The sequence below is a fragment of the Streptomyces cyaneofuscatus genome (assembly GCF_042718795.1).
GTDB classification, from domain to species: Bacteria; Actinomycetota; Actinomycetes; order Streptomycetales; family Streptomycetaceae; genus Streptomyces; species Streptomyces cyaneofuscatus_A.
The window spans coordinates 40,685-67,361 of record NZ_JBHXOX010000026.1 but is presented as its reverse complement, the minus strand read 5'-3'; the positions used below and the strand labels follow the sequence as shown (position 1 = coordinate 67,361).

Here is a 26,677-nt window from a genome sequence, read left to right as displayed (position 1 = left end):
CCCCCGAGGGGACCCCAGGGGACCACGGGAAACTCCGGGAACCCCGGGGCCGGCTTTGCCGAGCTCAGCCGGCCGTCCCGTTGCTCGCCAGCGCGTCCGACAGCTCTCCCGCGACCTGCTGGAGAATCGGCACGATCCGCTCCGTCGCGCTCTCCGTCACCCGCCCCGCCGGGCCCGAGATGGAGATGGCGGCCGAGGTGGGGGAGTTGGGTACGGAGACGGCCAGGCAGCGGACCCCGATCTCCTGCTCGTTGTCGTCGACCGCGTACCCGGCCCGGCGCACCTGCTCCAGCGCGTCGAGGAAGCCCTCGGGCGTGGTGATCGTCTTCTCGGTCGCGGCCGGCATGCCGGTACGGGCGAGCAGCGCACGGACCTCGTCGGCCGGGGTGTCGGCGAGGAGCGCCTTGCCCACCCCGGTGGAGTGCGGGAGGACCCGGCGGCCCACCTCGGTGAACATCCGCATGGAGTGCTTGGACGGGACCTGGGCGACGTACACGATCTCGTCGCCGTCCAACAGCGCCATGTTCGCCGTCTCGCCGGTCTCCTCCACCAGCCGCTGGAGGTACGGGCGGGCCCAGGTGCCGAGCAGCCGGGAGGCGGACTCGCCCAGGCGGATCAGGCGGGGGCCCAGCGCGTAGCGGCGATTGGGCTGCTGGCGTACGTAACCGCAGACGACGAGCGTGCGCATCAGCCGGTGGATGGTCGGCAGCGGCAGACCGCTGCTCGCGGACAGCTCGCTCAGCCCGACCTCGCCCCCGGCGTCGGCCATCCGCTCCAGCAGGTCGAAGGCGCGCTCGAGCGACTGCACCCCACCGCTGGCACCGGAGGGCTTGGAGTCGGCTGTGCTGGCGTGGGACGGCGGCACGTCAACGGTCCTTTCGAAGCGGAAGGCAAGGCAGCAGCCTACCGGGCGCTGCCCGATCGGCCCACAGCTGTCCGACGGGCGTCCGTGCCGGTCAGGGGCGGTTTTGTCCCGGTGCCGACGGCGTGGCGGCGGTGTGGCTGCGGTCGTTGCGGCGGCTCGGCGCCGCCTCTCCTGGCCCATGCTACGTTCCGCACTCCGAAATAAGACTTTTACTTTGTGGAAACCTCCAGTCGGGCGGCGGGGGTGGCCCGCCGGACCCCCGCAGCGGAAAGTGGGTCTTGACGAGGGTGGTTCCCGAGTGAAGACTCCTTCAGAAGTTTCAACAGTTCGTTGAATTCCTGGAGTGAGTCCTCTGGAGTGATTCCTGGAGCGACTGGAGTGAAGGAGGCACGGGTGTCCGGTCCGGACGTGAACCTGGTACTGCGCTCGACGCGCGTCGTCACCCCCGAGGGCACCCGCCCGGCGACGGTCGCCGTCGCGGGCGGCACCATCGACGCGGTCCTGCCGTACGACACCGAGGTGCCCGCGGGCGCCCGCCTGGAGGACTTCGGCGACGACGTCCTGCTCCCCGGCCTGGTCGACACGCACGTCCATGTGAACGACCCCGGCCGCACCGAGTGGGAGGGCTTCTGGACCGCGACCCGCGCCGCGGCGGCCGGCGGCATCACCACGCTCCTGGACATGCCGCTCAACTCCCTCCCACCGACCACCACCGTGGCGAACCTGCGGGTCAAGCAGCAGGTCGCGGCCCCCAAGGCGCACGTCGACACGGGTTTCTGGGGCGGCGCGCTCCCCTCCAACGTGAAGGACCTGCGCCCGCTGTACGAGGCCGGGGTCTTCGGCTTCAAGTGCTTCCTGTCGCCCTCCGGGGTGGAGGAGTTCCCCGAGCTGGACCAGGAGCAGCTGGCCCGCTCCCTGGCGGAGATCGCCGGATTCGGCGGGCTGCTCATCGTCCACGCCGAGGACCCGCACCACCTTGCCGAGGCCCCCCAGCGCCCCGGCCCCGCCTACGCCGACTTCCTCGCCTCCCGCCCGCGCGACGCCGAGAACACCGCGATCGAGGGGCTCATCGCCCACGCCAAGCGGTTGAACGCCCGAATCCACGTGCTGCACCTCTCCTCCAGCGACGCCCTGCCGCTGATCGCCGCCGCCAAGCGCGAGGGTGTCCGCGTCACCGTCGAGTCGTGTCCGCACTTCCTCACCCTCACGGCCGAGGAAGTCCCGGACGGGGCGACGGAGTTCAAGTGCTGCCCGCCGATCCGCGAGGCCGCCAACCAGGACGCGCTGTGGGCCGGGCTCGCCGACGGCACGATCGACTGCATCGTCAGCGACCACTCCCCGTGCACCACCGACCTGAAGACCCCGGACTTCGCCTCCGCCTGGGGCGGTATCTCCTCCCTCCAGCTCGGCCTGCCCGCCATCTGGACCGAGGCCCGCAGGCGCGGCCACTCCCTGGACGACGTCGCCCGCTGGATGTCCGCCGCCCCGGCCGAGCTGGCCGGGCTGCGCCGCAAGGGCGCGATCGAGGCCGGGCGCGACGCCGACTTCGCGGTCCTCGCCCCCGAGGCGACCTTCACCGTCGACCCGGCCGAGCTGTTCCACCGCAACCAGGTCACCGCCTACGCCGGGAAGACCCTGCACGGCGTGGTCCGCTCCAGTTGGCTGCGCGGCGTCCGCATCGCCGCCGACGGCGTCCTCGCCGAACCCACCGGCCGCCTCCTCGAACGCGACCACTGACCGCGTCCTCCGGGCCGCCTGCCCTCGTACGCGACCACCGACCGCACTCCCTCCGGGCCGCCTGCCCTCGTACGCGACCACCGACCGCACTCCCTCCGGGCCGCCCGCCCCCGTACGCGACCACCGACTGTGCCCCGAAAGGACCTCCCGACCATGACGGACGCCGCCATACCCCGCTTCACCGGCGACGCGAGCCCCTACGCGGGCGGCGACCCGTACGCCGACCACCGCACCGCCGACTTCCCCTTCACCCATCTCGTCGACCTGGCCGACCGCCGCCTCGGCGCCGGGGTCATCGCCGCCAACGACGAGTTCTTCGCCGAGCGCGAGAACCTGCTGAAGCCCGGGCCCGCCGTCTTCGACCCGGAGCACTTCGGCCACAAGGGCAAGATCATGGACGGCTGGGAGACCCGCCGCCGACGCGGGGTCAGCGCCGCCGAACCGCACCCCACCCCCGACGACCACGACTGGGCCCTCGTCCGCCTCGGCGCCCCCGGCGTCATCCGGGGCATCGTCCTGGACACCGCCCACTTCCGGGGCAACTACCCCCAGGCTGTCTCCGTCGAGGGCGCATCCCTCCCCGGCTCCCCGTCGCCCGAGGACCTCCTCGCCGCCGACGTGAAGTGGACGACCCTCGTCCCGCGCACCGCGGTCGGCGGCCACGCGGCCAACGGCTTCGCCGTCGACGCCGAGCAGCGCTTCACCCACCTGCGGATCAACCAGCACCCGGACGGCGGGATCGCCCGGCTGCGCGTGTACGGGGAGGTCGCCCCCGACCCCGCCTGGCTCACCGCGCTGGGTACATTCGACCTCGCTGCCCTGGAGAACGGCGGCCAGGTCGAGGACGCCTCCGACCGCTTCTACTCCCCGGCCACCAACACCATCCAGCCCGGCCGCTCGCGCAAGATGGACGACGGCTGGGAGACCCGCCGCCGCCGTGACCGGGGCAACGACTGGATCCGCTACCGCCTCGCCGCGCAGTCCGAGATCCGGGCCGTAGAGATCGACACCGCCTACCTCAAGGGCAACTCGGCCGGCTGGGCCGCCCTTTCGGTCCGGGACGGCGAGGACGGCGACTGGTCGGAGGTCCTGCCCCGGACCCGGCTCCAGCCCGACACCAACCACCGCTTCGTCCTGGACGGCCCGGTGCGCGCCACCCACGTACGGATCGACATCTTCCCGGACGGCGGAATCTCCCGGCTGAGGCTGTACGGATCCCTCACGGACGAGGGCGCCACGGCACTGGCGGCCCGCCACCGGGAGCTGGGCGGCTGACTTCAGGCCGGTTGCGCCCACCGCGATCGCAGGGGGATCGCGGTGGGCACACCGGCCTGCTCACCGCCCCTCAGAAGTCTCATCCCCCTCGGAACTCCGCCCCTCGGAACTCCGCCCCCCTCAGGACTCCTCCCCTCAGAACTCCTCGTGGGTGTCCGGGTCCCCGCCGAAGCGCCGCTGCCGCCCCGAGGCGATCGTGGTCAGCTCCTGGGCCGTCAGCTCGAACCCGAACAGGTCCAGGTTCTCCCGCTGCCGCCCCGGATCGGCCGACTTCGGGATGGGCACCGCCCCGACCTGCGTGTGCCACCGCAGCACCACCTGCCCCGGGGTCACCCCGTGGTCCTCGGCGATCGCCACGGTGGAGGGGTCCTCCAGCACCTCACGGCCCCGGGCCAGCGGACTCCAGCTCTCCGTCACGATGCCCTTCGCCGCATGCACCGCCCGCAACTCCTCCTGCGGGAGCAGCGGGTGCATCTCGATCTGGTTCATCGACGGCAGCACCCCCGTCTCCCGCTCCAGCCGTTCCAGATGGGCGGCGGTGAAGTTGGAGACGCCGATGGAGCGGACGAGACCGTCCTCGCGGAGCCGGATCATCGCCTTCCACGTCTCGACGTACTTGTCGACATGCGGCAGCGGCCAGTGGATCAGATACAGATCGACGTACTCGACGCCCAGCCGGGCCCGCGACTCCTCGAACGAGGCCAGCGTCTGCTCGTACCCCTGATGCCTCCCCGGCACCTTCGTCGTCAGGCGGATCTCCTCGCGCGGGACGCCGCTGCGGGCGATGCCCCGGCCGGTGCCGGTCTCGTTGCCGTAGTTCAGGGCGGTGTCGATGAGCCGGTACCCGAGTCCCAGGGCTCCCGCGACGGCCTCTTCCGCCTCCGCGTCGTCCAGCGGATAGGTGCCGAGGCCCACCGCCGGGAGGGTGGTGGAGTCGTTGAGCGTATGAACGGGTACGTCGCCCATAGTCCGTCCTGACCTTTCCGTAGCCCTTGTCGCGTCACGTCATGTCACGTCCTGCCCCGCCCCGGCCAGCGTAGGCGGGCGGCGGGGACGGGGCAGCTCGACAGAACCTGGGCTTCCGGAAACCGGAGCCGGGTCCGTGCGTCAGGCCGCGTGGCCCCCGTCCACGACGACCTCCGTACCGGTGATGAAGCCCGCATCCGCGCTCGCGAGGTACGCCACCAGGGACGCCACCTCGTCCGCCGTACCGAACCGACCCAGTGCCGTCGCCGCCCGCTGGCCCTCGGCGAACGGCCCGCCGGCCGGGTTGAGGTCGGTGTCCACCGGCCCGGGCTGGACCAGGTTCACGGTGATCCCGCGCGGCCCCAGCTCCCGGGCGAGCGGCTTGGTCAGCCCGACGAGGGCGGCCTTGCTCATCCCGTACAGCGTCGATCCGGGCCCGCCCGCGTACCGGCTCAGCGCGGTGCCGACCGAGATGACGCGCCCACCGTCGGCCAGCCGGTCCACCGCCGCCCGGCAGGCGAGGAAGACCGCCCGCACGTTCACCGCCAGGACCCGCTCGACCTCGGCGTCCGACAGCCCCGCGATCGGCCCGAGGACACCGATGCCCGCGTTGTTGACCAGCACGTCGAGCCGCCCGAGCGCGTCCGCCGCACGGTGCACCGCCTCGCCGGCGCCCCCGGCGTCGGCCGCGTCGCAGCGCAGAGCGACCGCACGCCGCCCCACCCCCTCGACCTTCGCCACGACCGCGCGGGCCGCCTCCTCGTCCCGTACGTAGGTGATGGCAACGTCCGCCCCCGCCTCGGCGAGCCGCAGAGCGATGGCCGCACCGATCCCGCGGCTACCTCCGGTGACGAGGGCGGCCCGGGGCGCGGAGCCGGTGACGGCGGAGATGGTGCTGGAGCTGGACATGGTGGGGTTCCTTGCCTTCAGGGAGCGCCGCCGATCCGGCGACAGCAACCAGCAAAGTCGCCGAGAGCCCCAGAGACCGGCGGGAATCGGACGGGGTGTGACGACGGCCCGCCCCTGTCAGCCCCTCGGGAAACCGGCAGCTCAAAGCATCGATCATCCGGAGCCGAGGCGTCAGCAAGCCATTTAACCTGCAGGAACGTTTGACGCTTCCCGGATCCGAGTGTCGCATCTCGGACTCACGAGGCTCCGACCTGCTGAAACGGCGCACGGTCGGCGATTCACCATCGGCGGGCAGAGCGCTGGGTTCGCCCACGATGACGGGGACGTCATCGCATGTCTCCGCCTAGATGGGCTCCCCGACGCCGCCGACCTCCTCGACCAAGCTGGCTGGGTCGAATGGTGCGGCGGGCGGGCACACCAATACGAAGCGGCGTGAGCAGCGGCGACGTAGGGCAGGGGGAGTGTCCAGCTGAACCTGTGCGACCGTAAAACCATGGCGGTACCCGAGATCCGTGGCGAGGCAACAGCACCCCCACCCTTGCCCTGATTGCCGCAAGGCCAGTCGGCCCCAGTTCAATGAAGTGCCGGAACCCGCTGCGTCGGTCGATCCAGACGTGCTCGCCATGTGGCGCTGCCCGGCCAATCTCTGCAACCAGCACGACGGCCTCTGGATCGAGACCCGCTAGCCGCGATGGCGTCGGCGCTTCTGCGGGGATTCAGGAGCGGCAGCCGACCACTGTCAGCCCCTCCGGCGATGATGACCGATGATGAACGGTCCCGCAGCGGCTGGGTTTCCAGGTGGCCCTGCTTCAGGGATAACCCTGGCTCCGAGGCACGATGTCAGATCTAGGGGCTAGCGTCTGGATATGAACCACCTACGATTCCTCGAGACTGGCGACTGGATCTCCTTCGGAGCCGTTCTTGTCGCCATAGCAGCAGCGGTCATCAGTGCCTGGCAGGCCCGGATTGCCCGCACCTCAGCAACTGGCCAGTTGGCACTCGCGGAACGTGTACACCGCGAAGCCAACGAGCCCTACGTCATCGTCGACGTTCAGCCACGAGAGCCTTGGTCATTCATCTTCGTCGTCCTGGTTGAGAAAGTTGGTCCGACTGTGGCCCGCAACGTTCGCATCACTGCGACGCCTGAAATCGAGTCTTCCCTTGGGGCCGACGAGACTTCAGAGCTTCGCCAAGCGCTGGCTAGGACCATCCCGTTCATGCCGCCTGGCAGACGCCTGGCCTACTTCTTCGACACGAACAACCGCTGGGAATCAGACCTCCCCATGGTTTTTGAGTTCACCGTCGAGTCAACGGGGCCCTACGGCCCGATGGAGACCACTCGATACCTGGTAGACCTGAACGTCCTTGGCGCGAACACTATGCTGGAGCGCCCCTCCAAGAAGCTTGAGGATGAAGTGCAAAAGGTACGGTCCTTCCTGAAGACCTTCGGAGACAACTACGAGGCCGCAAACTTGCCAGCCATCCGCGAAGCTGTAGCAATCCGGCGTGAAGAAGGGGCGAGGCGGCGCGACGCGATGGTGCGTCCAGTTCCGCAAGCCGGGCTAGACGAGAGCGACTTATAGAGGAGCGTTAGGCGCTAGGAGTGCTCCACTGTCAGGGCTCCGAGGCCGCGTCACGGCCATGACTGGCACACCAGATGACCCGCGTCTCCATCCCGCAACTCGGTTTGGTCCTACCTGCGACCCTGCACCACCAACACCGAGTGAATCGAAGCCCTGGCAGACTTCCTACACAGGTACGACTACCATGGCCGCCACACTGCACTCAACGGACACCCACCCATCCACCGCGTCAACAATGCTCCGGGGCGATGCACCCAGTCCTTGAGAGGCTGATCGTCGTGAATGCTACTTCGCGGAACGCGTCGCGAACTTCGATCAAGGGCTGCCGGTCGCGGGTGTAGAAGAGCTTGTTGGTGAGAAGAGCGGCCCAGCGGTTGTCAGTCGGCGAGATCCACATGGCGGTCCCGGTGAACCCGTAGTGCACCCAGACGTCATCCGTGGCCCTCGTCCCGGGCGCCGGGTGCCAGAACAGGCCGCGGGCCGGTTCGAGGCCGCTGGTCTGGATGGCGAGTGACTCTGCGATCCAGGTGGGCCCGAAACCGACACTGGGCCCGACCATCGAGGGAGCCAACATAGCGCGCAGGAAGTTCGCCAGGTCGTCGAGGACCGTGAAGGCGCCGGCGATGCCGCAGACCCCGCCGAGCAGGCGGGCCGAGAAGTCGTGGGCGACGCCCTTGAGATGGGTGCCCGTCTCCTGATCCAGCTCGGTGGGGGCGCAGCGAACCGCGAGCTCGGCGGGCAGCGGGCCGAAGCGGGTGGTTCCCATCCCGAATGGCTGCCAGGTTCGCTCGGTGGCGAGCTGGTTCAGGGGCATTCCTGAGAGGTGCTCGGCGAGGAATCCGAGGATCAGGGCGGCGCGGTCGGTGTACTCGACTGCCTCGCCCGGCGGCCGGTGCAGTGGTCCGCGCAGTACGCCTTTGCGGATGTCGTCGTGGTTCGTTCCGTACTGGTTCTTCAGCTGGGCCCGGAGAGGGACGCCGGCCGTGTGGGTCAGCAACTGTCGCGCTGTGACCTGGCCCAGCTCGTAGCCGGTGACCTCCGGCCAGTAGACGGCAAGCTGGTCGTCCAGGTCGAGGCGACCGTCCTCCCAGAGCGCCCCGATCGAGGACCAGACGGCGAGGATCTTGGTGAGGCTGGCGGCGTCGAAGACGGTGTCCAGCCGCATTCGGTGTTCTGGTTCGTCCGGATCGAGCACCCCCGTGCAGCCGCTGGCCTTGGTGCCGGTGGAATCTCCCACGGCCCAGACCGCACCGGGGTAGACCTTGTCTCGGACACCTTCGTCCAACAGGGCTTCAATACGGTCGATCATGGTCTCCCTTTGCTTCCTGGGGTCTCCACCGCTCAGCGTAGTGACGGAACGCGGCGACTCGCGGTTCGGCGCGGCCTACCTCAGCACCTGGTGTCCAAGAGCGTGTAGAGCGCGTTGGGTGGAGGAGAGCGGGTAGCGCCGGGCGTTGGCGAGCCCTGCTTCTCGGAGTGCGGGGAGCACCTCTCTGGAGTCCCGCATCCGCTGCAACTCTCGGGCTACGGCACCAGGCCGGGTGAAGTCGACGGGCGCTGCGGAGTCGCCGAGCACCTCGTTCAGGCCCGGCACCGGTTGATAGAGGACGGGCAGTCCACATGCCTGTGCCTCAAGAGCCACCAGCCCCATGGCCTCCAGCGTGGTGGACGGCATCACCAGAAGGTCGTGGTCCGCGAAGGTCTTCCAGAGTCGGGGACGGTGGAGCCAGCCGAGGTAGCGGGCCTGGATGCCTGCTCGCCGTAGCAACGCTGCCATCGCGTGGAACTCGTCTCGCGGCGCGGCGATGCCCAGCTCGATTCTGCGGGCCGGCGCGAGGCTCTTGATCAGAGCCTCGCCTCCCTTCTCAGCCGTGAGTCGGCCGGCGTACAGCAGGCGGAGGTGGCTCGCTGGTGGCATCATGCGTCGGGGCGGCGGGCTGCTGAGCAGGTGGTTGGGGACGCCCCATGGAATTCGGGCGATCTTCCGGCGGTCCGTGCTCGGGGCCAGCTTGAGGAGGCGATCGGCCATCGCGCCCGTGGGCACCACGATGGCGTCCGCCGACCGTGCTGTCTCACGCAGGACCCGGTTCTGGTCACGGTGGCTTTCGGCGAAGAGCAGGTCGGTGCCGTGTACCAAGGCGATTCTAGGTGGCGTCGGCATAGCCCGTATCAGGGCCGGGGTCGCGCCGAAGGCAAGGTGCTGGAGATGAAGGACATCGATCTCGGACGGGTCGATGGCCCTCCGTAGGGCCTCACGCAGTTCGGTTACGTACCTGCCGAACGCGGGGCCCTCCAGGCACTTACCTCGAACCCGCAGGAGCTTGAGGCCGGCCCTGGGGCGCGCATCCGACTCCTCGGTGGCGAGCATGAACGCTTGGGCCGGGATGCCGGGGCGGTTGCCGGTGTAGAGGTCCAGGAAGAGTTCAACGCTTCCTCCCGGGCTGCCGGCAGGAAGGTCCAGGGCCGTGGCAACCATGGGGTTCACAGTCGGTCTCCCCGCATCTCCTCGTAGAGGCGGGAAGTCTCGATGCCCTTGCTGGTCCGGTATTTGCGGCCGTGCTGCTGGTAGCTCGCCGGAGCGCCGAAGGTCTGGTGGAAGGTGACTTTCCCGAACACCATGAGCGGGTAGACGCGTACGGGACGGGCTGCCCGTATCTCCAGGGTCCACCGGATGGCATGGCCCTGGTGGCCGAGCGGGGCGGAGACATGGACCCAGATTCCGAGGGCGCCGACACTTCGGCTGCCGTTCAGGAGTTGGGCGTACGCCTCCGATCCGGTCCTCTCGTAGGTGATGCCCAGGTACAGGCGTTCCGGCAGCAGGACGTATCCCTCAGGAGGGATGGTGACCGTCCGGCTCTGAGTGCGGGCTGCTGCGTCGAGTTCGCCGTCGCACACGCGGAGAGTCTCGCCGAGCCGCCAGTCGTATGCGTTGGGCGAGAGACGGTCAGGGTCGTAAGGATCGATGGTGACGGCGCCGGCAGCACGCGCCGCAGCGATGGCCGGTCCGGTGAGGATCATGAGACCGCCGATCCGGAGACGGGGTTGTCGCGCCAGTACGCGGAGGGCTGCGGTCCTGTGGCTGCCTGGTATTTGCCGGCGTACAGATCGACGGCTCCGACGGCGACGAAGAACATGATCTGGCCGATCTTCATGCCGGGGTATACCCGCAAGGGATGGATCGCTGACAGCATCAGCGTCCACTGACCATGGAAGCCGATGTCCCCGATCGGGGCGGTGATCTCGACGAACAGGCCCAGTCGCCCCACCGAGGACCTGCCGAAGAGCAGGGGCACGAAGGAATCGGAGCCGACTTCTTCGAGGGTGTGGCCGAGGTAGAGCTCGCCCGGTTGCAGGACGAATCCGCCCTCGTCCATGCGTACATCCACCGTGGGGTTCGGGCGATGGCTGTCGATGACTGGCGTCGTGTAGGTCAGCAGGGTCGGACCGAGCCGGACGTTGTAACTGTTCGGGTTGACCTGGTCCTGGTGGAAGGGCGCGATACGCAAACGACCGTCGGCCGCAGCCGCAGTGATCTCGGGGCCGGTCAGGATCACGGCCTTCCTCCCTCAGCCAGTACGTGCTGGACGGCCTGGCCAAGAGCAACGACGGCGTGTCTGGGCTGTCCGCCGAAGTACGCGTCGGCCAGGTAGGCAGTGGTGAGCACGGTGCGGATGCCGGGCGGCAACGGATCGGGCGCGGTAATGAATGGTCCGGCCTGTTCCGGCAGGGAGGCCAGCAGTGAGATGTGCTGTTGATCGTTCGACAGCGTCACGTTGACGAGGTGATTGTCGAATGGCTCGGTCGCGAGCAAGTCGCCCACGGTGAGCGTGCTGTGCAAGGGGACGGGCCGCAGCGCGGTCTCGTTGAGAAGAACCGCCTCCGCCCCAAGCCCCGTGTGCAGGCGCCCAGCCACCTCTGCAAGCAACACACTGCGGTCGGGCAGTCGGTGCCGGTACGCGGGAACTATGGTGCCGAGGGGCGAGTCCATCCGGCGGCGCAGGATTTCGATCTCTGCGAGAAGCGGTGCCAGATCGGTGCAGGGGCCGCCAGTCGTCGGCGGTAGGAGATTCGTCTGGGCTTCCCACCCGTCGTCCGCAGGTTTCGCCAGCGCGTATCCAACGCCCAGCTCGCGCCCCTTAAGGACCAGGGTGTCGCCTACGCGAAGAGGGCCGTACTGCTTGCTGTGGCAGTGACCGGCGAAGATCACGTCGAGGAACGGACAGGCTTCAGCGATTCTCAGGTCCTCGGAGAATCCGGAGTGGCTGAGCAGCACCCAGTCGTCCACCTCGTGGTGGTGGGCCAACACCAGCTCCCGTAGCGCACGCACCGGGTTGGTGACGCGTTGCTGGGTGCGGTCGGCGTACGGGATGGAGTTGAACGCCTCGATGCCCATCACGGCTGTCACGGCCACGCGCCGGCTGCCCACGGGGGCCATGTGGATACGGCGGAACGCGGGGTCGCGACTGACCTCGTCCACGACGTTGGCGCACACGGCGAGCCGGTGGAGATTCGGTTCGAAGTAGTGGGACCAGCCGTGGTTCCCCGGAGCGATCACGTCGTACAGGCTGGTAAGGATCTGGCGCTCGACCTGGCCACCACCGAGCCGGTAGTAGCCACTGCCCTCGAAGAAGTCGCCGCAGTCGACGATGAGGGCCTCGGCACGAGACCTGCGCAGGTGGGTCAGCAGGTGCACGGCGTCACCGAAGGCGGAGTGGACATCGGTCGTGGCCAGGATGCGCCGTACGGTCCGCGTCATGCCGTGACCTCGCAGATGTCGGCGCCGAGCGCACGGAGCTTGGTGGGGAGGTCCGCGTGGCCTCGCCGCAGTTGCTGCAGTCCGCCGAGCGTGGTGACGCCACGAGCGGTGAGGCCGGCGATGAGGAGGGCCGAGCCGGTCCGGATGTCGGTGGATTCGACGCCCGCGCCGATGAGGTGCTGCGGGCCGGTGAGACGGCACTGGGTGGGCGAGATCTCCTCGATGCGCGCCCCCAGCACGGCCAGTTGAGGCACCAGGTTGCTGTGGCGGCCGGGGTTGATCGTGTCGGCGAAGAGGTGCGTGCCGGGCAGCCCCAAGGTCAGAGCCATGAGCGCGGGTTCGAAGTCGGCGTCGAGGCCGCCGGGGGAGAGGGAGGCAATGGCGCGCAAGGAATGGCTGGTCGGCTGCGTGTTCTCGGCGTGGACCGTGAGGGCGTCCTCCTGCGCGGCCACCGGAATCCCGAGCCAACGCAGCGCTGCCACGAGTGGAGCGACATCCCGGCCACGTACGCCCTCGATGCGGCCGTTGCCTTTCGTGGCCGCGAGTGCGCAGGCGAGCGTTCCCGTTTCGATCTTGTCTCCGGGAACGGTCCAGGCGACGGATCCCTCCGGGGTACAGGCTGCCGGTGGTGCGAGGGCGATCAGACGCTCGGTCGCTTGCGTGCCCCACCCCGCTGACTTCAGCGCGTCCAGGACGCTGATGACCTCGGGCGACAGGTTCGGGTGTCCCAGACGCAGCGGGCGGCCCGCGACCACGGCTCGGAGGATGGCGGCGACGGTCGCGCCGCGAGACCGGAAGGGCAACATGACCGATACGGAGTCGGCACGAGCGCTCCCGGCCACGACGGTGTATCCGCGGTTTTCCACGGCGTACTGGTCGCCGAACGCGTCGTACACCCTGAAGTGCTGCTCCATGCCGCGCTCTCCGATCTGGCAGCCGCCCGGCCAGGGCAGGGCGGCACGCCCGTGGGCGGCGAGCAGAGCTGGCACCAGGTAGTACGAGGCGCGGATGCGGCCAGCGGTCTCGAACAGTTCCGGAGCGATGGGTCCGACGTCACCGCCCAGAACAAGGACCGTGGCCGGGTCACCGACCGAGCGGGCGAGCCGGTGCCCGGCCTGTTGCAATAGCGTGAGCATGGCCTGCACGTCGGCGCTGCCCGGAACATTGCTGATCTGCCCCGGGCGCCCGAGGGCCGCAGCCGCCGCGAGGAGCGGCAGAGCGGCGTTCTTGGAGCCGTCGACGGTCACGGTCCCGGCCAGTGGCGGGCCAGGGCGGACCGCGATCACTTCTGCTGCCATGGGAGGGATCTGTGTGGTGGGCATGGTCATCTCCTCGGAAGCAGTACGTGGACTGCCGCATCAGGACGCGGAGGATGGGTGTGAGCCGGGATCTCGGCCCAGCACCGCTTCCCCGACGCAGTGGTCTCGACGCCGTGTCCCAGGGCTAGGGCGGCCACGATGAACAGGCCGCGGCCGTGCTCAACGTCCGGGCCCGGCAGGCCGGCCTTCGGGCGTACGGAGCTGGCGTCGCAGACCTCGATCCGGACCTTGGCGTCGGTCAATCGCACGGTCACGGTGATAGGGCCCTGGTTTGCGTGCTGCACGGCGTTGGTCAGCAGCTCGCTGGCCACCAGCGCCAGGGTCTCCGCCATATCGCCTTCGGCAGGGAGCCCCCAGCCGTGCACGCCTGCGACCACCTGGTGTCTGGCGTCGCTGACGGCGTATGCCGTGCTGGGGACGGGAAAACTGAAGCGGTGCGGTTCCACAGGGTGCCTCCCGGTTGAGTTCGGCTCCACCAAGGAACCGCTCGGGGTGGTAGACGGACCAGCTCAGTTGCGTGGTGGGCATGCCTTATGCAGAAGCTGCATGACTGCCAAGTGAGCTTCGGATTAAGCTCGTTCGGGCAGGCAGAATCGGGCGACGGCGGAAGGAGCCGTGGCACAGATGGCTGATGCGCATGACGAGGCGAAACGGCTCGGCGAAGTGCTGCGTCGCGCCCGTGTGCTGGCCAGGCGGTCCCAGGCCGACGTCGCCACCGCGCTCGGCTACCACCAGTCGAAGGTCAGCCGCCTCGAACAGGGCAAAGGCACCGAGGACTCCCAGGTCTTGCGCGCTGTCGCTCGGGAACTGGGCATCCCGTTAGCCTCCGTCGGCCTTGCCGACGTCCCGGACGCCAGGAACCTCGAACCAGAGACAGATGACATGCATCGCCGCAACTTCCTCGCCGCGAGCTTGGCCACTTTGGCGGCACCCGCCATCCCATCCCACGCCGGCAGCGGAGCACTTGTCCAGGCACTTCTCCCTGGTCCTATCCCTCCCGCTCAGGATGAGGACCAGAACCTTCCCCAGCTCGGTGAGCGTGTATCGGAGGTTCGCCGACTGTTCTACGCGTGCGACTACACCCGCCTTGAGGGCACGCTTCCGTCTCTGATCATCGACCTCCGCAACGCGGCAGCACGCTCGGACGAAGCCGCAGGGCTGCTGGCCACTGCCTACCAGACCTCCGCCAGCCTGCTTCTGAAGCGGGGGGATCACGGCAACGCGTGGCTGGCGGTCGGACGTGCCATGGCGGAGGCGGAGCGCAGTGGCGACCCCGTCGTCCTGGCCTCCAGTGTGCGCGTTCACACCCACCTGCTGGCCCGGGAGCAGCACACATCGCAGGCCATCACGCTCGTCCGCCACACCGCCGACCAGCTCACGGGCGCCTACGACCAACGTTCCCCCCGTTACCTGGCTGCCCTCGGACTGCTCCTGCTGCGCGGGGTCACCGCCGCGAGCAGTGGCGGGGACCGCGCGGCCACCCACGACTTCCTCACCGAGGCCAAGGAAGTCGCTCGGTACGTCGCACTCGACCGCGCCGACGCCTGGGCCAACTTCAGTCCGACGAACGTCTCCCTGCACGAGGTCAGCGCGACTGTGGCCTTCGGCGACGCGGGGCTCGCTCTGGAGGCCGCGCGTCCCCTCATGCGTCGGCACATCCCCGCTCCCGAACGACGGGCGGCGCTGTGGGTCGAAACGGCGCGTGCCTACAGCCAGCAGGGTCGACTCGCAGACGGATATCAAGCGCTGCGTATCGCCGAGAGCTGCGCTGCGCAGGACATCCGGCGTCCTGCCATCCGTGAGTTGGTTGCGGACATGGCTGCCCGCGACCGTCGTCGTACGCTGCCTGAACCGCATCACTTCAGCCGCCAACTGGGAGTCCCCGCGTGAGCGATCAGTCCGGGCATGAGACCGGCAAGCCGTTTCTGTGCGTCGTCGTGTGCGCGGCGGGCATCGCCGGTGATGTCGACCGACTGATCTCGGCAGCTCAGAAGGCCGGTTGGGAGGTGGGTGTCGTTGCCACCCCTCAGGGTCTGGGCTTCATCGACGCGCCGTCCATCGAATCGCAGACCGGCTACCCGATCCGCTCGGCCTGGCGATCCCCCGCCGACCCGCGCCCTCTCCCGCCCCCGGACGCCATCGCCGTCGTACCGGCGACGTTCAACACGATCAACAAGTGGGCGGCCGGGATCTCGGACACGCTGGCGCTGGGCATCCTGTGCGAGTCATACGGCCTTGGCGTACCCATCGCCGTGCTGCCGTACGTGAACGCCGCGCAGGCGGCCCACCCCGCGTACGCCGAAAGCCTTCGAAGGCTCCGGGGCATGGGCGTCGTGATCGGTTCCTACGAGCCCCACCGCCCCAAGACCGGCGGTGGGGCGGACCGTTTCCACTGGGAGGAAGCGCTGGATCTGCTGGCACCCAGGCTGTCCCCAGAGGCGTGATCACCTGTGCCGGAACTTTGGCGCAGAGGCGATGCATGGGTCCTGACCAGGTCCGACGACAAGAAGGGCCCCGGTCGCTGACCGGGCCTTAGTCGTGGAGCTGGTGACGAGAATCGAACTCGCGCTCCGAGGTCGGAAGGATCAGGGCGCCGGCAGCCGCGCCCCTTCCGTAGCCGCCCCCCGCAGCCGTCCCAGGATCGCCCGCGCCGCCTTGTCGTAGCCGAGGGCGTTGTTCTGCAGTACCGACTCCGCGTTGGCCAGCTCCAGGAAGGCGATCACCTCGAAGGCCAGTTGCCGTACGTCGGTTTCCCCGGCCAGTTCGCCCAGGGCCCGTGCCTCCTCGATGGTCTCCTCGACGAAGGTGACCCAGCCGGTCTGCGCGGCGGCCAGGGCGTCGTGCACCTTGCCGCCGCGGGCGTCGAACTCGGCGGTGGCCGCGTAGAAGAAGCAGCCGCCCCGGAAGACCCGCTCCCGGGAGTACGCGATCCACGCCTCGCACATCCGCCAGATGCGGCCGATCCCCGGCGGGACCGAGCGGGCCGGGCGCAGCACATGGTCGACGTAGACCGCGACCGCGGCGCGCACCGTGGCGAGCTGCAGCTCCTCCTTCGAGCCGAAGAGGGCGAACACGCCGCTCTTGCTGAGCTTCAGCTCGGCCGCCAGCCGCCCCAGGGAGAGGCCTTCCAGTCCCTTCACCGAGGCGATCTGCACCGCACGGCCCAGGATCAGCTGCCGCGTCTGGTTGCCCCGCTCGATCCGCCCGTCCAGCCGTACTGCCGCCATGTGACCACTCCGTACCTCAGAGTTATCGAGGCGTCATTCTAGGGACGGCCGGAGGTGGTGCCGGACCACCCGGCAGCCGGTCCGCCACCCCGTTCAGCGGCGCGTCCGGCCCTGACCATGGGCGATACCGGCGGATGAACCGGGCGGGATCCGGTCCGTGAGACAGGTGTTCCTTTCCGCCACGCCCGGCGAGTAGCGTGATCGTTTCCGCGTGTGAGCCGGTGAGGTCTCCACCATCTGTCCCTTGTGGAGAACCAGGAGCACCAGGTGTCCGCTGCCGTCGCGCCCGCACCCGCCCTCGCACCGCCCCGCAGAGCCTGGCTCACCGACCTTCCGGTCCTGGCGGTCGCCGTCGTCTGGGGTGCCAGCTATCTCGCCGCCAAGGGCATCACCACCACCCACACCGTCATCGCCGTCCTCGTCCTGCGTTTCGCGATCGTGCTGCCCGTCCTGGTGGCCACCGGGTGGCGCAAGCTGCGGGCGCTGACCGGCGCGCAGTGGCGGGGGGCCGGACTGCTGGGCCTGGTGCTGAGCGCGGTCTTCCTGCTGGAGACGTACGGGGTGGTCCACACCTCGGCCACCAACGCCGGGCTGATCATCAGCCTCACCATGGTCTTCACGCCGCTCGCCGAAGCCGCCGTGACCCGCGTCCGTCCCCCGGCCTCCTTCGTCGCGGCCGCCGGGCTCTCCGTCGCCGGAGTGATCCTCCTGACCCAGGGCGCCGGGTTCACCAGCCCCTCGGCCGGTGACCTGCTGATGCTGCTCGCCGCCCTCGCCCGTACGGTCCACGTCCTGGCGATGGCCCGGATGAAGGCGGTCCGGTCGGCGGACTCGCTCTCGCTGACCACTGTTCAGCTCGGCAGCGCGGTCGCCGTCTTCGTGGTGATGGCCGCGCTCCCGGGATCGGGTGCCTCGCCGTGGGGCGTGGCGGCGGACTTCGGTCCCCGGGAGTGGGCGGGGCTGATCTTCCTCTCCGTGTTCTGCACGCTGTTCGCGTTCTTCGTGCAGATGTGGTCGGTACGCCGTACCTCGCCGTCCCGGGTCAGCCTGCTGCTCGGTACGGAACCGCTGTGGGCCGCCGCCGTCGGGATCAGCCTCGGCGGCGAACGGCTCGGCGCCCTGGGGGTGGCCGGGGCCGTCCTCGTCCTGGCGGGCACCGCGTGGGGGCGCCGCAGCGCGGACGGGGCGACCCGGGAGGCGGACCCTACGTCTTCCGGACCGCGTCCGGCGCGATCATGATCGCGAAGCCCGTCACGATCAGCACGATGCTGACGAACAGCGCGCGGTCACCGAAGTAGTCGATGTGCTGGGCCAGCGTCCACAGCCGCAGCCACCCCGTCCACTCGTAGACCAGCCCTCCCAGGCCCTGCAGCAAGATGACGAACCCGACCGCCTCGATGAATTTCTTCATACGCCGAGCTTCGTGGCCGACCCGTTCCCGCCGCGTCGGCCACCGGGTCCGACCGCCGCGCCGAAAGTAGCGGATCCCGCGACTTTGGTCGCTCCCTCGCCGCACAGGGCCCGTCCCGGGTGCCCGGCTGCGTAACTTTGTCGATATGACGCGCACCGAGTACCCCTGGCTGCTCCCCTCGGCGATGGCCGATGCAGAGCTGCCCGGCGACCGGGCCCGGGCCGGGTCCCGGTCCCGGTCGCGGCGGACCGTACGCGACTGGGTCGTCGACATCACGGCCTTCCTCATCGCGGCGACCATCGCCCTCATCGCCCTCGCCGCGATCGAGAACGAGGGATCGACCCCGGACGCCGTCCTCGTCGTCGACTCGGTGATCGGCGCCGCCGCCTGCTGCGCCCTCTGGGTCCGGCGGCGCTGGCCCGTCCCGCTCGCCGCCGCTCTGACCGTCCTGTCCATCGTGGAGCCCGTCGCGGGCGGCGCGATGATGGTCGCCCTGTTCAGCCTGGCCGTCCACCGCCCCTTCAAGCCGGTGGCGATCGTCGGCGGGGGCGCGCTGACCGTGGCGCCCCTCCAGCCCTGGCTGCGCCCCGACCCGGCGACGGGCTACCTCACCTCGGTCGTCTTCGGGGTCCTGCTGATCCTGCTGGTGCTCAGCTGGGGGATGGTCGTACGTTCCCGGCGCCGGCTCGTCCTCACACTCCGTGAACGGGCCCACCGCGCCGAGGCCGAGGCGGAACTCCGCGCCGAACAGGCCCAGAGGCTGGCCCGCGAGGCCATCGCCCGCGAGATGCACGACGTCCTCGCCCACCGGCTCACCCTGCTCAGCGTCCACGCCGGGGCCCTCGAATTCCGGCCCGACGCCCCCACCGCCGAGATCGCCCGGGCCGCCGGAGTCATCCGGGACAGCGCCCACGAAGCCCTCCAGGACCTACGGGAGATCATCGGCGTGCTGCGCGGCCCCGGGGACACCGGCGAGGGCGAGCGGCCCCAGCCCACCCTCGCCACCCTGGACGGGCTGATCGACGAGTCCCGCCGGGCGGGCATGAAGGTCACCGTCGACCAGCGCGTCGCCGCCCCGGCGGACGCCCCCGCCGCCACCGGCCGCACGGTGTACCGCATCGCCCAGGAGTGCCTGACCAACGCCCGTAAACACGCACCCGGGACGGAGGTCACCGTCACCGTGACCGGCGGCCCCGGGGACGGGCTCACCATCGAGGTGGCCAACCCGGCCCCCACCGAACCCTTCGAACGGGTACCCGGCTCCGGCCAGGGCCTCATCGGCCTCACCGAACGCGCCACGCTCGCCGGGGGCCGGCTGGAGCACGGCCCCACACCGGACGGCGGCTTCGTGGTCCGCGCCCGGCTGCCGTGGCCCGCCGCGTGAGGCGGGGGTGGCTGCAGGGGGAGAACGACTGGTTACGGTGGCTGTCATGAACACCCCGGCCTCCCCGACGCCTTCCGCCTCCCCACCCGTCCGGCTGCTCATCGTCGACGACGACCCGCTGGTGCGCGCCGGACTCACCCTGATGCTCGGCGGGGCCGACGACATCGACATCGTGGGGGAGGGCGCGGACGGCAGCGAGGTCGCCGCCCTGGTCGAACGGCTGCGCCCCGACGTCGTCCTGATGGACATCCGGATGCCCGGCATGGACGGGCTCACCGCCACCGAGGAGCTGCGCCGCCGCCCCGGCGCGCCCGAAGTCGTCGTCCTCACCACCTTCCATGCCGACGAACAGGTCCTGCGGGCCATCCGCGCCGGAGCCGCGGGGTTCGTCCTGAAAGACACCCCGCCCGCCCGGATCGTGGACTCCGTCCGCCGGGTCGCCGCCGGGGACCCGGTGCTCTCGCCCGCCGTCACCCGGCAGCTCATGGTCCGGGCCGCCGGCGGTGCGCCGGACGACCGCACCAGCCGCACCGAGCGGGCCCGCGGGCGGTTCGCGGAGCTGGCGGAGCGGGAGAGAGAGGTGGCGGTGGCTGTCGGACGCGGACACTCCAACGCCGAGATCGCGGGCGAGCTCTACCTCAGCGTCGCCACCGTCAAGACCCAGGTCTCACGGATTCTCGCCAGACTCGACCTGAACAACCGGGTCCAGATCGCCCTGTTGGTCCACGACGCGGGGCTGCTCGACACGGACGACGAGGAGAGCGACGGCCTGCGCTGAGTGGACGGGACCGGCTGACGTCCAGCGGACCGGGTCGGTTTGCGACGCATGACCGGGCCGACTTACGCCGAGGGCATCCCGCCGGCCCTACGCTGAGCGGTCCGGACCGGAAGAGGGGGCTGACCACGATGGCTGTGCTCGATCTGCGGGATCTGCCGGATTTCACGGCGAACCCCTACCCGTACTACGCGAAGCTGCGCGCCGAGGGCCCGGTGCACACGGTGCGCACCCAGTACATCGAGCGGCTCCACCTGGTCGTCGGCTACGAGGAGGCCCGCGCTGTCCTAGCCGACCAGCGGTTCGGCAAGGACTGGCGGACCACCGAGCGCTGGTCCGCCGGAGCAAACGCGATCAGCGCCAACATGCTGGAACTGGACGCCCCGCACCACACCCGGCTGCGCAGGCTCGTCGTCCGTGAGTTCACCGCCCGCCGGATCGAGGCGCTGCGGCCCCGCGTCACCGAGATCACCACGGAGCTCCTCGACGCGATGGTCCCGGCCGGCTCCGCCGACCTGGTCGACGCGCTGGCGTTCCCGCTCCCGATGACCGTCATCTGCGAGCTGCTCGGCGTCCCCGACATCGACCGGGACACCTTCCGTACGCTCTCCAACGGCGTCGTCACCCCCACCCCGGCCCAGCGGGAGGCCGACGTCGTCGGCGCGATGGGCACCTACCTCGTCCAACTGATCGAGGACAAGCGCGGTGCGCCCGGCGATGACCTGCTGAGCGCGTTGATCAGGAGCCGCGACGAGGGCGGCGACGGGCTCTCCGCCGACGAACTGGTCGGCATGGCCTTCCTGTTGCTCGTCGCCGGGCACGAGACCACCGTCAACCTCATCTCCAACGGAGTGCGGGCCCTTCTCGACCACCCGCACCAACTCGCCCTGCTGCGCGCCGATCCCGGGTTGCTCGACGGGGCGGTGGAGGAGATGCTGCGGTACGACGGCCCGGTGGAGACCGCCACCTTCCGCTTCACCCAGGAGGACGTCACGGTCGGCTCCACCGTGATCCCGCGCGGCGAGGTGGTGCTCGTCGCCCTCGCCTCGGGCGACCGCGACCCCGAGCGGTTCGAGGACCCGGACATCTTCGACATCCGCCGCGCCCCCCAGGGGCACCTGGCCTTCGGCCACGGGGCGCACTACTGCCTGGGCGCCCCGCTCGCCCGCATGGAGGCGCGCATCGCGATCGGGGCCCTGCTGGAGCGCTGCCCGGACCTCGCCCCCGACCCGGCGGGCGGTGACCCGGACTGGCTGCCCGGCCTGCTGATGCGCGGCGTGCGACGGCTGCCGGTGCGCTGGTGAGGCGGCCTGTCCCGGCGAGGCGCTCTCCTGCCCGCCGCCGATGAACGACGTCCGCCTCAGCCGCCCGGGACCTCCCCCATTGCCACCGGGCGGTGCTCGCGGCGCGAGATCTCGCAGGCCTCGGCGATCCGCAGCGCGTGCAGGGCCTCCCGCCCGTCGCACGGGTTGGCCAGCTCGCCCCGGGCGACCTGGAGGAAGGCGTCCAGCTCCGCCTCGTACGCCGGGGCGAACCGCTCCAGGAACCCGGGCCACGGCTTCGGCGGCGCGCCCGGGCCCTCCGGCTCGGCCGAGGTGAGCGGCGTACGGTCGTCCAGGCCGACGGCGATCTGGTCCACCTCGCCGGCCAGCTCCATGCGGACGTCGTACCCGGCACCGTTGCAGCGGGTCGCCGTGGCGGTGGCGAGGGTGCCGTCGTCCAGGGTGAGCAGGGCGGCGGCCGTGTCCACGTCGCCCGCCGCGCGGAACATCGCGGGACCGGTGTCCGACCCGGTGGCGTACACCTCGCTCACCTCGCGGCCCGTCACCCACCGCAGGATGTCGAAGTCGTGGACCAGGCAGTCCCGGTACAGCCCGCCGGAGAGCGGGAGGTAGTCGGCGGGCGGGGGAGCGGGGTCGGAGGTGACGGCCCGTACGGTGTGCAGCCGCCCGAGCCTGCCCTCCCGCACCGCCGCCCGCGCCTCGGCGTACCCGGCGTCGAAGCGCCGCATGAATCCCAACTGGAGGATGCTGCCCGCCGCCTCCACCTCCGCGAGGGCGCCGAGCGTGCCGGGCAGGTCCAGGGCGATCGGCTTCTCGCAGAACGCGGGCAGCCCGGCCCGCGCGGCGCGGGCGATGAGCGGGGCGTGGGCGGCGGTCGCCGAGCAGATCACCAGCGCGTCGGGGAGGCCGTGCCCCTCGCCGGTGAACATCGCGTCCACCGGGACGGCCGAGGCTCCGGTCCGGGTGGCCGCCACGGCGGCGCGCTCCGGGTCCGCGTCCGCCACCAGCAGGGAGTCCACGGCAGGGTGACGGCTCAGCACCTCCGCGTGGAAAGTGCCGATACGTCCCGTTCCGATGAGTCCGATGCGCATGGCCCCAAGGTGGCGTTGCCCGGTCATCATGTCAAGCGTTTGTCCTGACAAATGACATCGCCATGGCTTTGTCCGGACAATCGAACTAGGCTCGCCCCGTGACCGCACAAGGAGCCGATCAGCCGCAGCCGCTGCCGCTGAGTGTGGACCGCACCAGCCCGGTGCCGCTCTACTTCCAATTGGCGCAGCAACTGGAGGCCGCCGTCGAACAGGGCCGGCTGGCCCCCGGCACCCTGCTCGGCAACGAGATCGAGCTCGCCGCGCGTCTCGGTCTCTCCCGGCCCACTGTCCGCCAGGCCATCCAGTCGCTCGTCGACAAGGGGCTGATGGTCCGCCGCCGGGGCGTCGGCACCCAGGTGGTGCACAGCCAGGTCCGCCGGCCGCTGGAGCTCAGCTCGCTCTACGAGGACCTGGAGGCGGCCGGCCAGCGCCCCGCCACCAAGGTCCTGCGCACCGCCATGGAACCGGCCACCGCGGAGATCGCCGGCGCGCTCGGAGTCGCCGAGGGCACCGAGGTCCATCTCGTGGAGCGGCTGCGCTACGCCCACGACGAGCCGATGGCCCTCCTGCGCAACCACCTCCCCACGGGCCTGCTCGCCCTCACGGCGCAGGAGCTGGAGGCCACCGGGCTCTACCGGATGATGCGGGCCTCGGGCATCACGCTGCACAGCGCCCGCCAGTCCGTCGGCGCCCGCGCCGCCACGGCGGGGGAGGGCCGGGCCCTGGACGAGGAGCCGGGGGCGCCGCTGCTGACCATGGAGCGGACGACGTACGACGACACGGGCCGTGCGGTGGAGTTCGCGTCCCACGTCTACCGGGCGTCGCGCTACACGTTCACTTTCCAGCTCCTGGCGCGCTAATTCAGCCCGTCCGGCGTTTGAGGACGGAACCCTTGCGCTGGTGCGCCCGCAGGCAGAGGATTCCTGGGGCACGGCTCCCCCAAGGCGACCGATCCCCCCATCGACGGTTCCGTCCTCAAACGCCGGACGGGCTGGGGTGGGCGAACCCCGGACGGGCTGGGGTGAGCCCCGGACGGGCAGAAAAGAGGCGCACCGCCCCTGCCGGGCGGCAGTCCGCAGGCCTCGGGGATACTGGGCAGCCGGCCCGGGACCGTACGCCCCGGCCAGGTCAAGCGCACAGCGAGCAGCAGCGGAAGAAAAAGAAGAAGGGCACCGCGTCGTGGTAAGGGTTCGGACAGGGGTACGCGCGCTGGGCGCCGTCCTGGCAGTGGTGCTGGCCGCCGCAGGATGCAGCAGCACCGGCGGCAAGCGGGCGGAGGAGCGCGCGGCCGAGGCCGCCGAAGGCCGGGCCGCGGTGAACACGCCCCGCTGGACCTTCGCCATGGTCACCCACTCGGGCGACGGCGACACCTTCTGGGACATCGTCCAGAAGGGCGCCGAGCAGGCGGCCGTCAAGGACAACATCAACTTCCTCTACTCGCACAACGACGAGGCCAACCAGCAGGCCCAGCTCGTCCAGACCGCGATCGACAAGAAGGTCGACGGGCTGATCGTCTCGCTGGCCAAGCCCGACGCCATGAAGGCCGTGGTCGCCAAGGCCGTCAAGGCGGGCATCCCGGTCGTCACGGTGAACTCCGGCTCCGCCGAGTCCAAGGAGTTCGGCGCCCTGACCCACATCGGTCAGGACGAGTCGATCGCCGGCGAGGCCGTCGGCGACGAGCTGAACGAGCGCGGCCGCAAGAAGGCCCTCTGCGTCCTGCACGAGCAGGGCAACGTGGGCCACGAGCAGCGCTGCGCCGGCGCGAAGAAGACCTTCGACGGCACGATGCAGAACCTGTACGTCGACGGCACCAACATGCCCGACGTCACCGCGTCCATCGAGGCCAAGCTCCAGTCCGACAAGGGCATCGACGCGGTCGTCACCCTCGGCGCCCCCTTCGCCGACGCGGCCGTCCAGGCCAAGCAGACGGCGGGCAGCAAGGCCGAGGTCGACACCTTCGACCTCAACGCCAAGGTCGTCACCGGCCTCCAGACCGACAAGCTCGGCTTCGCCGTGGACCAGCAGCCCTACCTCCAGGGGTACGAGGCCGTGGACCTGCTCTGGCTCTACCGCTCCAACCGCAACGTCCTCGGCGGCGGCCTGCCCGTCCTGACCGGCCCGCAGATCATCACCAAGGACGACGCCGACGCCCTGGCCGACTACACCAAGCGGGGCACCCGATGAGCGGCTCCACCGCCGCGCCCGACCAGCTCGACGAGCGCCTCGTCCGCACCTCGCCGCTGCGCAAGCTGCTCGGCCGCCCCGAGCTCGGCTCGGTCGTGGGCGCGGCAGCGGTCTTCCTCTTCTTCGCGATCGTCGCCGACAGCTTCCTCCAGGCCTCCAGCTTCGGCACGGTCCTGTACGCGGCCTCCGTCCTCGGCATCATGGCCGCCCCGGTCGCGCTGCTGATGATCGGCGGCGAGTTCGACCTCTCCGCCGGTGTCCTGGTGACCAGCTCCGCGCTGATCTCCTCGATGTTCAGCTACCAGATGACGGCCAACGTCTGGGTCGGCGTCTTCGTGTCCCTGCTGGTCACGCTCGCCATCGGCGCGTTCAACGGCTTCATGCTGACCCGCACCAAACTGCCCAGCTTCATCATCACGCTCGGTACGTTCCTGATGCTCACCGGTCTGAACCTCGGCTTCACCAAGCTGATCAGCGGCACGGTCTCCACCAAGGCCATCGGCGACATGGAGGGCTTCGAGTCCGCCCGCGCCCTGTTCGCCTCGACGCTGACCCTCGGCAGCATCGAGTTCAAGGTGACGATCCTCTGGTGGATCGGGCTCGTCGCGCTCGCCACCTGGATCCTCCTCCGTACCCGTTTCGGCAACTGGATCTTCGCCGTCGGCGGCGAGGCCGACGCCGCCCGCGCGGTCGGCGTCCCCGTCATCCGTACGAAGATCGGGCTCTACCTGGGCGTCGCGTTCGCCGCCTGGATCTCCGGCCAGCACCTGCTCTTCAGTTACGACGTCGTCCAGTCCGGCGAGGGCGTCGGCAACGAGCTGACGTACATCATCGCGGCCGTCATCGGCGGCTGCCTGATCACCGGCGGCTACGGCTCCGCGATCGGCTCGGCGGTCGGTGCCTTCATCTTCGGCATGACCAGCAAGGGCATCGTGTACGCCGAGTGGAACCCGGACTGGTTCAAATTCTTCCTGGGAGCGATGCTGCTCCTGGCCACCCTGCTCAACGCGTGGGTGCGCAAGCGCGCGGAGGCGACGTCATGACGGCCACCACCGAGAAGCCGGCCGGCCCCCTCGTCGAGCTGGACGACGTATCGAAGTTCTACGGCAACATCAAGGCCCTGGAACACGTCTCGCTGGAGGTCCACGCCGGCGAGATCACCTGCGTCCTCGGCGACAACGGCGCCGGCAAGTCCACCCTCATCAAGATCATCGCGGGTCTGCACCGGCACGACGCCGGCCGCTTCCTGATCGACGGCGAGGAGACCGCCCTCGCCAACCCGCGCGACGCCCTGGACCGGGGCATCGCCACCGTCTACCAGGACCTCGCGGTCGTCCCCCTCATGCCGGTCTGGCGGAACTTCTTCCTCGGCTCCGAGCCGACCACCGGCGCCGGCCCCTTCAAGCGCCTCGACGTGAAGAAGATGCGCGAGACGACCCGTACGGAACTCCTCCGCATGGGCATCGACCTGCGCGACGTCGACCAGCCCATCGGCACGCTCTCCGGCGGTGAGCGCCAGTGCGTGGCGATCGCCCGCGCGGTCTACTTCGGCGCCAAGGTCCTCGTCCTCGACGAGCCGACCGCCGCTCTCGGCGTCAAGCAGTCCGGGGTGGTCCTCAAGTACGTCGCCGCCGCCCGCGACGCCGGGCTCGGCGTGGTCCTCATCACGCACAACCCCCACCACGCCCATCTCGTCGGCGACCGGTTCATCCTCCTCAAGCGCGGGGCGATGTCCGGCAGCCACACCAAGGACGACGTCACGCTCGACGAGCTGACCCGGCAGATGGCGGGCGGCAGCGAGCTGGAGGAGCTCAGCCACGAGCTGGAACGCACTCCGACCCCCACGCTCCCGGGCACCTCCGCCGCCACCGAAGAAGGATCCTGACCGGCGACCCGCCCCGGCGCGGCCGAC

At 70.2% G+C, this 26,677-nt stretch carries 26 protein-coding genes and 1 pseudogene; 14 read left to right on the top strand and 13 right to left on the bottom strand.

Features of this window, described 5'->3' with window-relative positions; translation table 11 throughout:
* Positions 1-64 precede the first annotated feature (64 nt).
* Positions 65-865 (bottom strand): IclR family transcriptional regulator, encoded by an 801-nt coding sequence (locus ACFWRT_RS27490; RefSeq protein ID WP_317816619.1) that lies wholly within the window; start codon positions 863-865, stop codon positions 65-67.
* Positions 866-1,258: 393 nt separating this feature from the next.
* Here ACFWRT_RS27490 and allB point away from each other — a divergent pair, with 393 nt between their 5' ends.
* On the top strand, positions 1,259-2,602 hold the full coding sequence (gene allB, locus ACFWRT_RS27485; RefSeq protein ID WP_380952918.1) for an allantoinase AllB: 1,344 nt from the start codon (positions 1,259-1,261) through the stop codon (positions 2,600-2,602).
* A gap of 153 nt (positions 2,603-2,755) precedes the next feature.
* Complete coding sequence (alc, locus tag ACFWRT_RS27480) at positions 2,756-3,877, top strand: allantoicase (protein WP_380952917.1); 1,122 nt, start codon at positions 2,756-2,758, stop codon at positions 3,875-3,877.
* A 135-nt stretch (positions 3,878-4,012) separates the two neighbouring features.
* On the opposite strand, the gene ACFWRT_RS27475 is transcribed toward alc, so the two are convergent.
* Together ACFWRT_RS27475 and ACFWRT_RS27470 are read right to left on the bottom strand one after the other, a co-directional pair.
* Complete coding sequence (locus tag ACFWRT_RS27475; protein ID WP_380952916.1) at positions 4,013-4,843, bottom strand: aldo/keto reductase; 831 nt, start codon at positions 4,841-4,843, stop codon at positions 4,013-4,015.
* 141 nt (positions 4,844-4,984) lie between these two features.
* Positions 4,985-5,752: an SDR family NAD(P)-dependent oxidoreductase gene (locus ACFWRT_RS27470; protein ID WP_380952915.1), complete on the bottom strand. Its 768-nt coding sequence runs from the start codon at positions 5,750-5,752 to the stop codon at positions 4,985-4,987.
* A gap of 866 nt (positions 5,753-6,618) precedes the next feature.
* Between ACFWRT_RS27470 and ACFWRT_RS27465 the strand changes: the two genes are divergently transcribed.
* Positions 6,619-7,335, top strand: a complete 717-nt coding sequence (locus ACFWRT_RS27465; RefSeq protein WP_380952914.1) for a hypothetical protein — start codon at positions 6,619-6,621, stop codon at positions 7,333-7,335.
* A 105-nt stretch (positions 7,336-7,440) separates the two neighbouring features.
* Positions 7,441-7,608 (top strand): annotated as a pseudogene (locus ACFWRT_RS27460) (IS481 family transposase); the annotation flags it as partial.
* On the opposite strand, the gene ACFWRT_RS27455 reads toward ACFWRT_RS27460, so the two are convergent.
* From ACFWRT_RS27455 to ACFWRT_RS27425, 7 genes are all read right to left on the bottom strand, one after another.
* Complete coding sequence (locus tag ACFWRT_RS27455; protein WP_380952913.1) at positions 7,565-8,644, bottom strand: serine hydrolase domain-containing protein; 1,080 nt, start codon at positions 8,642-8,644, stop codon at positions 7,565-7,567. The pseudogene ACFWRT_RS27460 and the gene ACFWRT_RS27455 overlap by 44 nt on opposite strands.
* Positions 8,645-8,719: 75 nt before the next feature.
* Positions 8,720-9,811: a glycosyltransferase family 4 protein gene (locus ACFWRT_RS27450; protein WP_380952912.1), complete on the bottom strand. Its 1,092-nt coding sequence runs from the start codon at positions 9,809-9,811 to the stop codon at positions 8,720-8,722.
* Between the two features lie 5 nt (positions 9,812-9,816).
* On the bottom strand, positions 9,817-10,353 hold the full coding sequence (locus ACFWRT_RS27445; protein ID WP_380952911.1) for a dCTP deaminase: 537 nt from the start codon (positions 10,351-10,353) through the stop codon (positions 9,817-9,819).
* Complete coding sequence (dcd, locus tag ACFWRT_RS27440) at positions 10,350-10,889, bottom strand: dCTP deaminase (protein ID WP_380952910.1); 540 nt, start codon at positions 10,887-10,889, stop codon at positions 10,350-10,352. The genes ACFWRT_RS27445 and dcd overlap by 4 nt, the downstream gene beginning before the upstream one ends.
* Positions 10,886-12,091, bottom strand: a complete 1,206-nt coding sequence (locus ACFWRT_RS27435) for a metallophosphoesterase (protein WP_380952909.1) — start codon at positions 12,089-12,091, stop codon at positions 10,886-10,888. The genes dcd and ACFWRT_RS27435 overlap by 4 nt, the downstream gene beginning before the upstream one ends.
* Positions 12,088-13,413 carry a UDP-N-acetylglucosamine 1-carboxyvinyltransferase gene (locus tag ACFWRT_RS27430; protein ID WP_380952908.1) on the bottom strand — a complete coding sequence of 442 codons (1,326 nt, stop codon included), beginning with the start codon at positions 13,411-13,413 and terminating at the stop codon, positions 12,088-12,090. Before ACFWRT_RS27430 ends, ACFWRT_RS27435 begins: the two co-directional genes overlap by 4 nt.
* 2 nt (positions 13,414-13,415) lie before the next feature.
* A complete protein-coding gene (locus tag ACFWRT_RS27425) occupies positions 13,416-13,856 on the bottom strand; it encodes an ATP-binding protein (protein WP_380952907.1) in 441 nt (146 codons plus the stop codon).
* 178 nt (positions 13,857-14,034) lie between these two features.
* Between ACFWRT_RS27425 and ACFWRT_RS27420 the strand changes: the two genes are divergently transcribed.
* Positions 14,035-15,300 (top strand): helix-turn-helix domain-containing protein, encoded by a 1,266-nt coding sequence (locus ACFWRT_RS27420; RefSeq protein ID WP_380952906.1) that lies wholly within the window; start codon positions 14,035-14,037, stop codon positions 15,298-15,300.
* On the top strand, positions 15,297-15,854 hold the full coding sequence (locus tag ACFWRT_RS27415) for a flavoprotein (RefSeq protein ID WP_380952905.1): 558 nt from the start codon (positions 15,297-15,299) through the stop codon (positions 15,852-15,854). The genes ACFWRT_RS27420 and ACFWRT_RS27415 overlap by 4 nt, the downstream gene beginning before the upstream one ends.
* Positions 15,855-15,995: 141 nt before the next feature.
* Here ACFWRT_RS27415 and ACFWRT_RS27410 read toward each other — a convergent pair whose 3' ends face one another.
* On the bottom strand, positions 15,996-16,637 hold the full coding sequence (locus ACFWRT_RS27410) for a TetR/AcrR family transcriptional regulator (protein WP_380952904.1): 642 nt from the start codon (positions 16,635-16,637) through the stop codon (positions 15,996-15,998).
* A gap of 267 nt (positions 16,638-16,904) precedes the next feature.
* On the opposite strand from ACFWRT_RS27410, the gene ACFWRT_RS27405 reads away from it, so the two are divergent.
* Positions 16,905-17,876: a DMT family transporter gene (locus tag ACFWRT_RS27405; RefSeq protein WP_380952903.1), complete on the top strand. Its 972-nt coding sequence runs from the start codon at positions 16,905-16,907 to the stop codon at positions 17,874-17,876.
* Here ACFWRT_RS27405 and ACFWRT_RS27400 read toward each other — a convergent pair.
* A complete protein-coding gene (locus ACFWRT_RS27400) occupies positions 17,842-18,048 on the bottom strand; it encodes a hypothetical protein (protein WP_380952901.1) in 207 nt (68 codons plus the stop codon). The two genes, ACFWRT_RS27405 and ACFWRT_RS27400, sit on opposite strands and share 35 nt — an antisense overlap.
* A 145-nt stretch (positions 18,049-18,193) precedes the next feature.
* On the opposite strand from ACFWRT_RS27400, the gene ACFWRT_RS27395 reads away from it, so the two are divergent.
* The 3 genes from ACFWRT_RS27395 to ACFWRT_RS27385 all read left to right on the top strand — a co-directional run bounded on the left by ACFWRT_RS27395 (position 18,194) and on the right by ACFWRT_RS27385 (position 21,511).
* Positions 18,194-19,432, top strand: coding sequence for a sensor histidine kinase (locus tag ACFWRT_RS27395; RefSeq protein ID WP_380952899.1), 1,239 nt, complete (start codon positions 18,194-18,196; stop codon positions 19,430-19,432).
* Between the two features lie 46 nt (positions 19,433-19,478).
* Positions 19,479-20,210 (top strand): response regulator transcription factor, encoded by a 732-nt coding sequence (locus ACFWRT_RS27390; RefSeq protein WP_380952898.1) that lies wholly within the window; start codon positions 19,479-19,481, stop codon positions 20,208-20,210.
* Positions 20,211-20,338: 128 nt separating this feature from the next.
* Positions 20,339-21,511: a cytochrome P450 family protein gene (locus ACFWRT_RS27385; protein WP_380952897.1), complete on the top strand. Its 1,173-nt coding sequence runs from the start codon at positions 20,339-20,341 to the stop codon at positions 21,509-21,511.
* A 56-nt stretch (positions 21,512-21,567) separates the two neighbouring features.
* Here ACFWRT_RS27385 and ACFWRT_RS27380 read toward each other — a convergent pair whose 3' ends face one another.
* Complete coding sequence (locus ACFWRT_RS27380) at positions 21,568-22,581, bottom strand: Gfo/Idh/MocA family protein (protein ID WP_380952896.1); 1,014 nt, start codon at positions 22,579-22,581, stop codon at positions 21,568-21,570.
* A gap of 98 nt (positions 22,582-22,679) precedes the next feature.
* Here ACFWRT_RS27380 and ACFWRT_RS27375 point away from each other — a divergent pair, with 98 nt between their 5' ends.
* The 4 genes from ACFWRT_RS27375 to ACFWRT_RS27360 all read left to right on the top strand — a co-directional run bounded on the left by ACFWRT_RS27375 (position 22,680) and on the right by ACFWRT_RS27360 (position 26,650).
* The gene (locus tag ACFWRT_RS27375) at positions 22,680-23,441 is read left to right on the top strand and encodes a GntR family transcriptional regulator (protein ID WP_380952895.1); all 762 of its coding nucleotides are present in this window, start codon (positions 22,680-22,682) and stop codon (positions 23,439-23,441) included.
* A 319-nt stretch (positions 23,442-23,760) separates the two neighbouring features.
* Positions 23,761-24,765 carry a sugar ABC transporter substrate-binding protein gene (locus ACFWRT_RS27370; protein ID WP_463288384.1) on the top strand — a complete coding sequence of 335 codons (1,005 nt, stop codon included), beginning with the start codon at positions 23,761-23,763 and terminating at the stop codon, positions 24,763-24,765.
* Positions 24,762-25,808: an ABC transporter permease gene (locus ACFWRT_RS27365; protein WP_380952893.1), complete on the top strand. Its 1,047-nt coding sequence runs from the start codon at positions 24,762-24,764 to the stop codon at positions 25,806-25,808. Before ACFWRT_RS27370 ends, ACFWRT_RS27365 begins: the two co-directional genes overlap by 4 nt.
* A complete protein-coding gene (locus ACFWRT_RS27360) occupies positions 25,805-26,650 on the top strand; it encodes an ATP-binding cassette domain-containing protein (protein WP_380952891.1) in 846 nt (281 codons plus the stop codon). Before ACFWRT_RS27365 ends, ACFWRT_RS27360 begins: the two co-directional genes overlap by 4 nt.
* The last annotated feature ends 27 nt before the right edge of the window (positions 26,651-26,677 follow it).

What these genes read in the sequence shown, in the direction of transcription:
- ACFWRT_RS27470 (WP_380952915.1), bottom strand. Translation starts at nt 5,752, where the DNA reads ATGTCCAGCTCCAGCACCATCTCCGCCGTCACCGGCTCCGCGCCCCGG.
- ACFWRT_RS27365 (WP_380952893.1), top strand. Translation starts at nt 24,762, where the DNA reads ATGAGCGGCTCCACCGCCGCGCCCGACCAGCTCGACGAGCGCCTCGTC.
- ACFWRT_RS27410 (WP_380952904.1), bottom strand. Translation starts at nt 16,637, where the DNA reads ATGGCGGCAGTACGGCTGGACGGGCGGATCGAGCGGGGCAACCAGACG.
- ACFWRT_RS27430 (WP_380952908.1), bottom strand. Translation starts at nt 13,413, where the DNA reads ATGCCCACCACACAGATCCCTCCCATGGCAGCAGAAGTGATCGCGGTC.
- alc (WP_380952917.1), top strand. Translation starts at nt 2,756, where the DNA reads ATGACGGACGCCGCCATACCCCGCTTCACCGGCGACGCGAGCCCCTAC.
- ACFWRT_RS27445 (WP_380952911.1), bottom strand. Translation starts at nt 10,353, where the DNA reads ATGATCCTCACCGGACCGGCCATCGCTGCGGCGCGTGCTGCCGGCGCC.
- ACFWRT_RS27475 (WP_380952916.1), bottom strand. Translation starts at nt 4,843, where the DNA reads ATGGGCGACGTACCCGTTCATACGCTCAACGACTCCACCACCCTCCCG.
- ACFWRT_RS27380 (WP_380952896.1), bottom strand. Translation starts at nt 22,581, where the DNA reads ATGCGCATCGGACTCATCGGAACGGGACGTATCGGCACTTTCCACGCG.
- ACFWRT_RS27450 (WP_380952912.1), bottom strand. Translation starts at nt 9,811, where the DNA reads ATGGTTGCCACGGCCCTGGACCTTCCTGCCGGCAGCCCGGGAGGAAGC.
- ACFWRT_RS27435 (WP_380952909.1), bottom strand. Translation starts at nt 12,091, where the DNA reads ATGACGCGGACCGTACGGCGCATCCTGGCCACGACCGATGTCCACTCC.
- ACFWRT_RS27420 (WP_380952906.1), top strand. Translation starts at nt 14,035, where the DNA reads ATGGCTGATGCGCATGACGAGGCGAAACGGCTCGGCGAAGTGCTGCGT.
- ACFWRT_RS27455 (WP_380952913.1), bottom strand. Translation starts at nt 8,644, where the DNA reads ATGATCGACCGTATTGAAGCCCTGTTGGACGAAGGTGTCCGAGACAAG.
- ACFWRT_RS27360 (WP_380952891.1), top strand. Translation starts at nt 25,805, where the DNA reads ATGACGGCCACCACCGAGAAGCCGGCCGGCCCCCTCGTCGAGCTGGAC.
- ACFWRT_RS27400 (WP_380952901.1), bottom strand. Translation starts at nt 18,048, where the DNA reads ATGAAGAAATTCATCGAGGCGGTCGGGTTCGTCATCTTGCTGCAGGGC.
- ACFWRT_RS27395 (WP_380952899.1), top strand. Translation starts at nt 18,194, where the DNA reads ATGACGCGCACCGAGTACCCCTGGCTGCTCCCCTCGGCGATGGCCGAT.
- ACFWRT_RS27465 (WP_380952914.1), top strand. Translation starts at nt 6,619, where the DNA reads ATGAACCACCTACGATTCCTCGAGACTGGCGACTGGATCTCCTTCGGA.
- ACFWRT_RS27385 (WP_380952897.1), top strand. Translation starts at nt 20,339, where the DNA reads ATGGCTGTGCTCGATCTGCGGGATCTGCCGGATTTCACGGCGAACCCC.
- ACFWRT_RS27390 (WP_380952898.1), top strand. Translation starts at nt 19,479, where the DNA reads ATGAACACCCCGGCCTCCCCGACGCCTTCCGCCTCCCCACCCGTCCGG.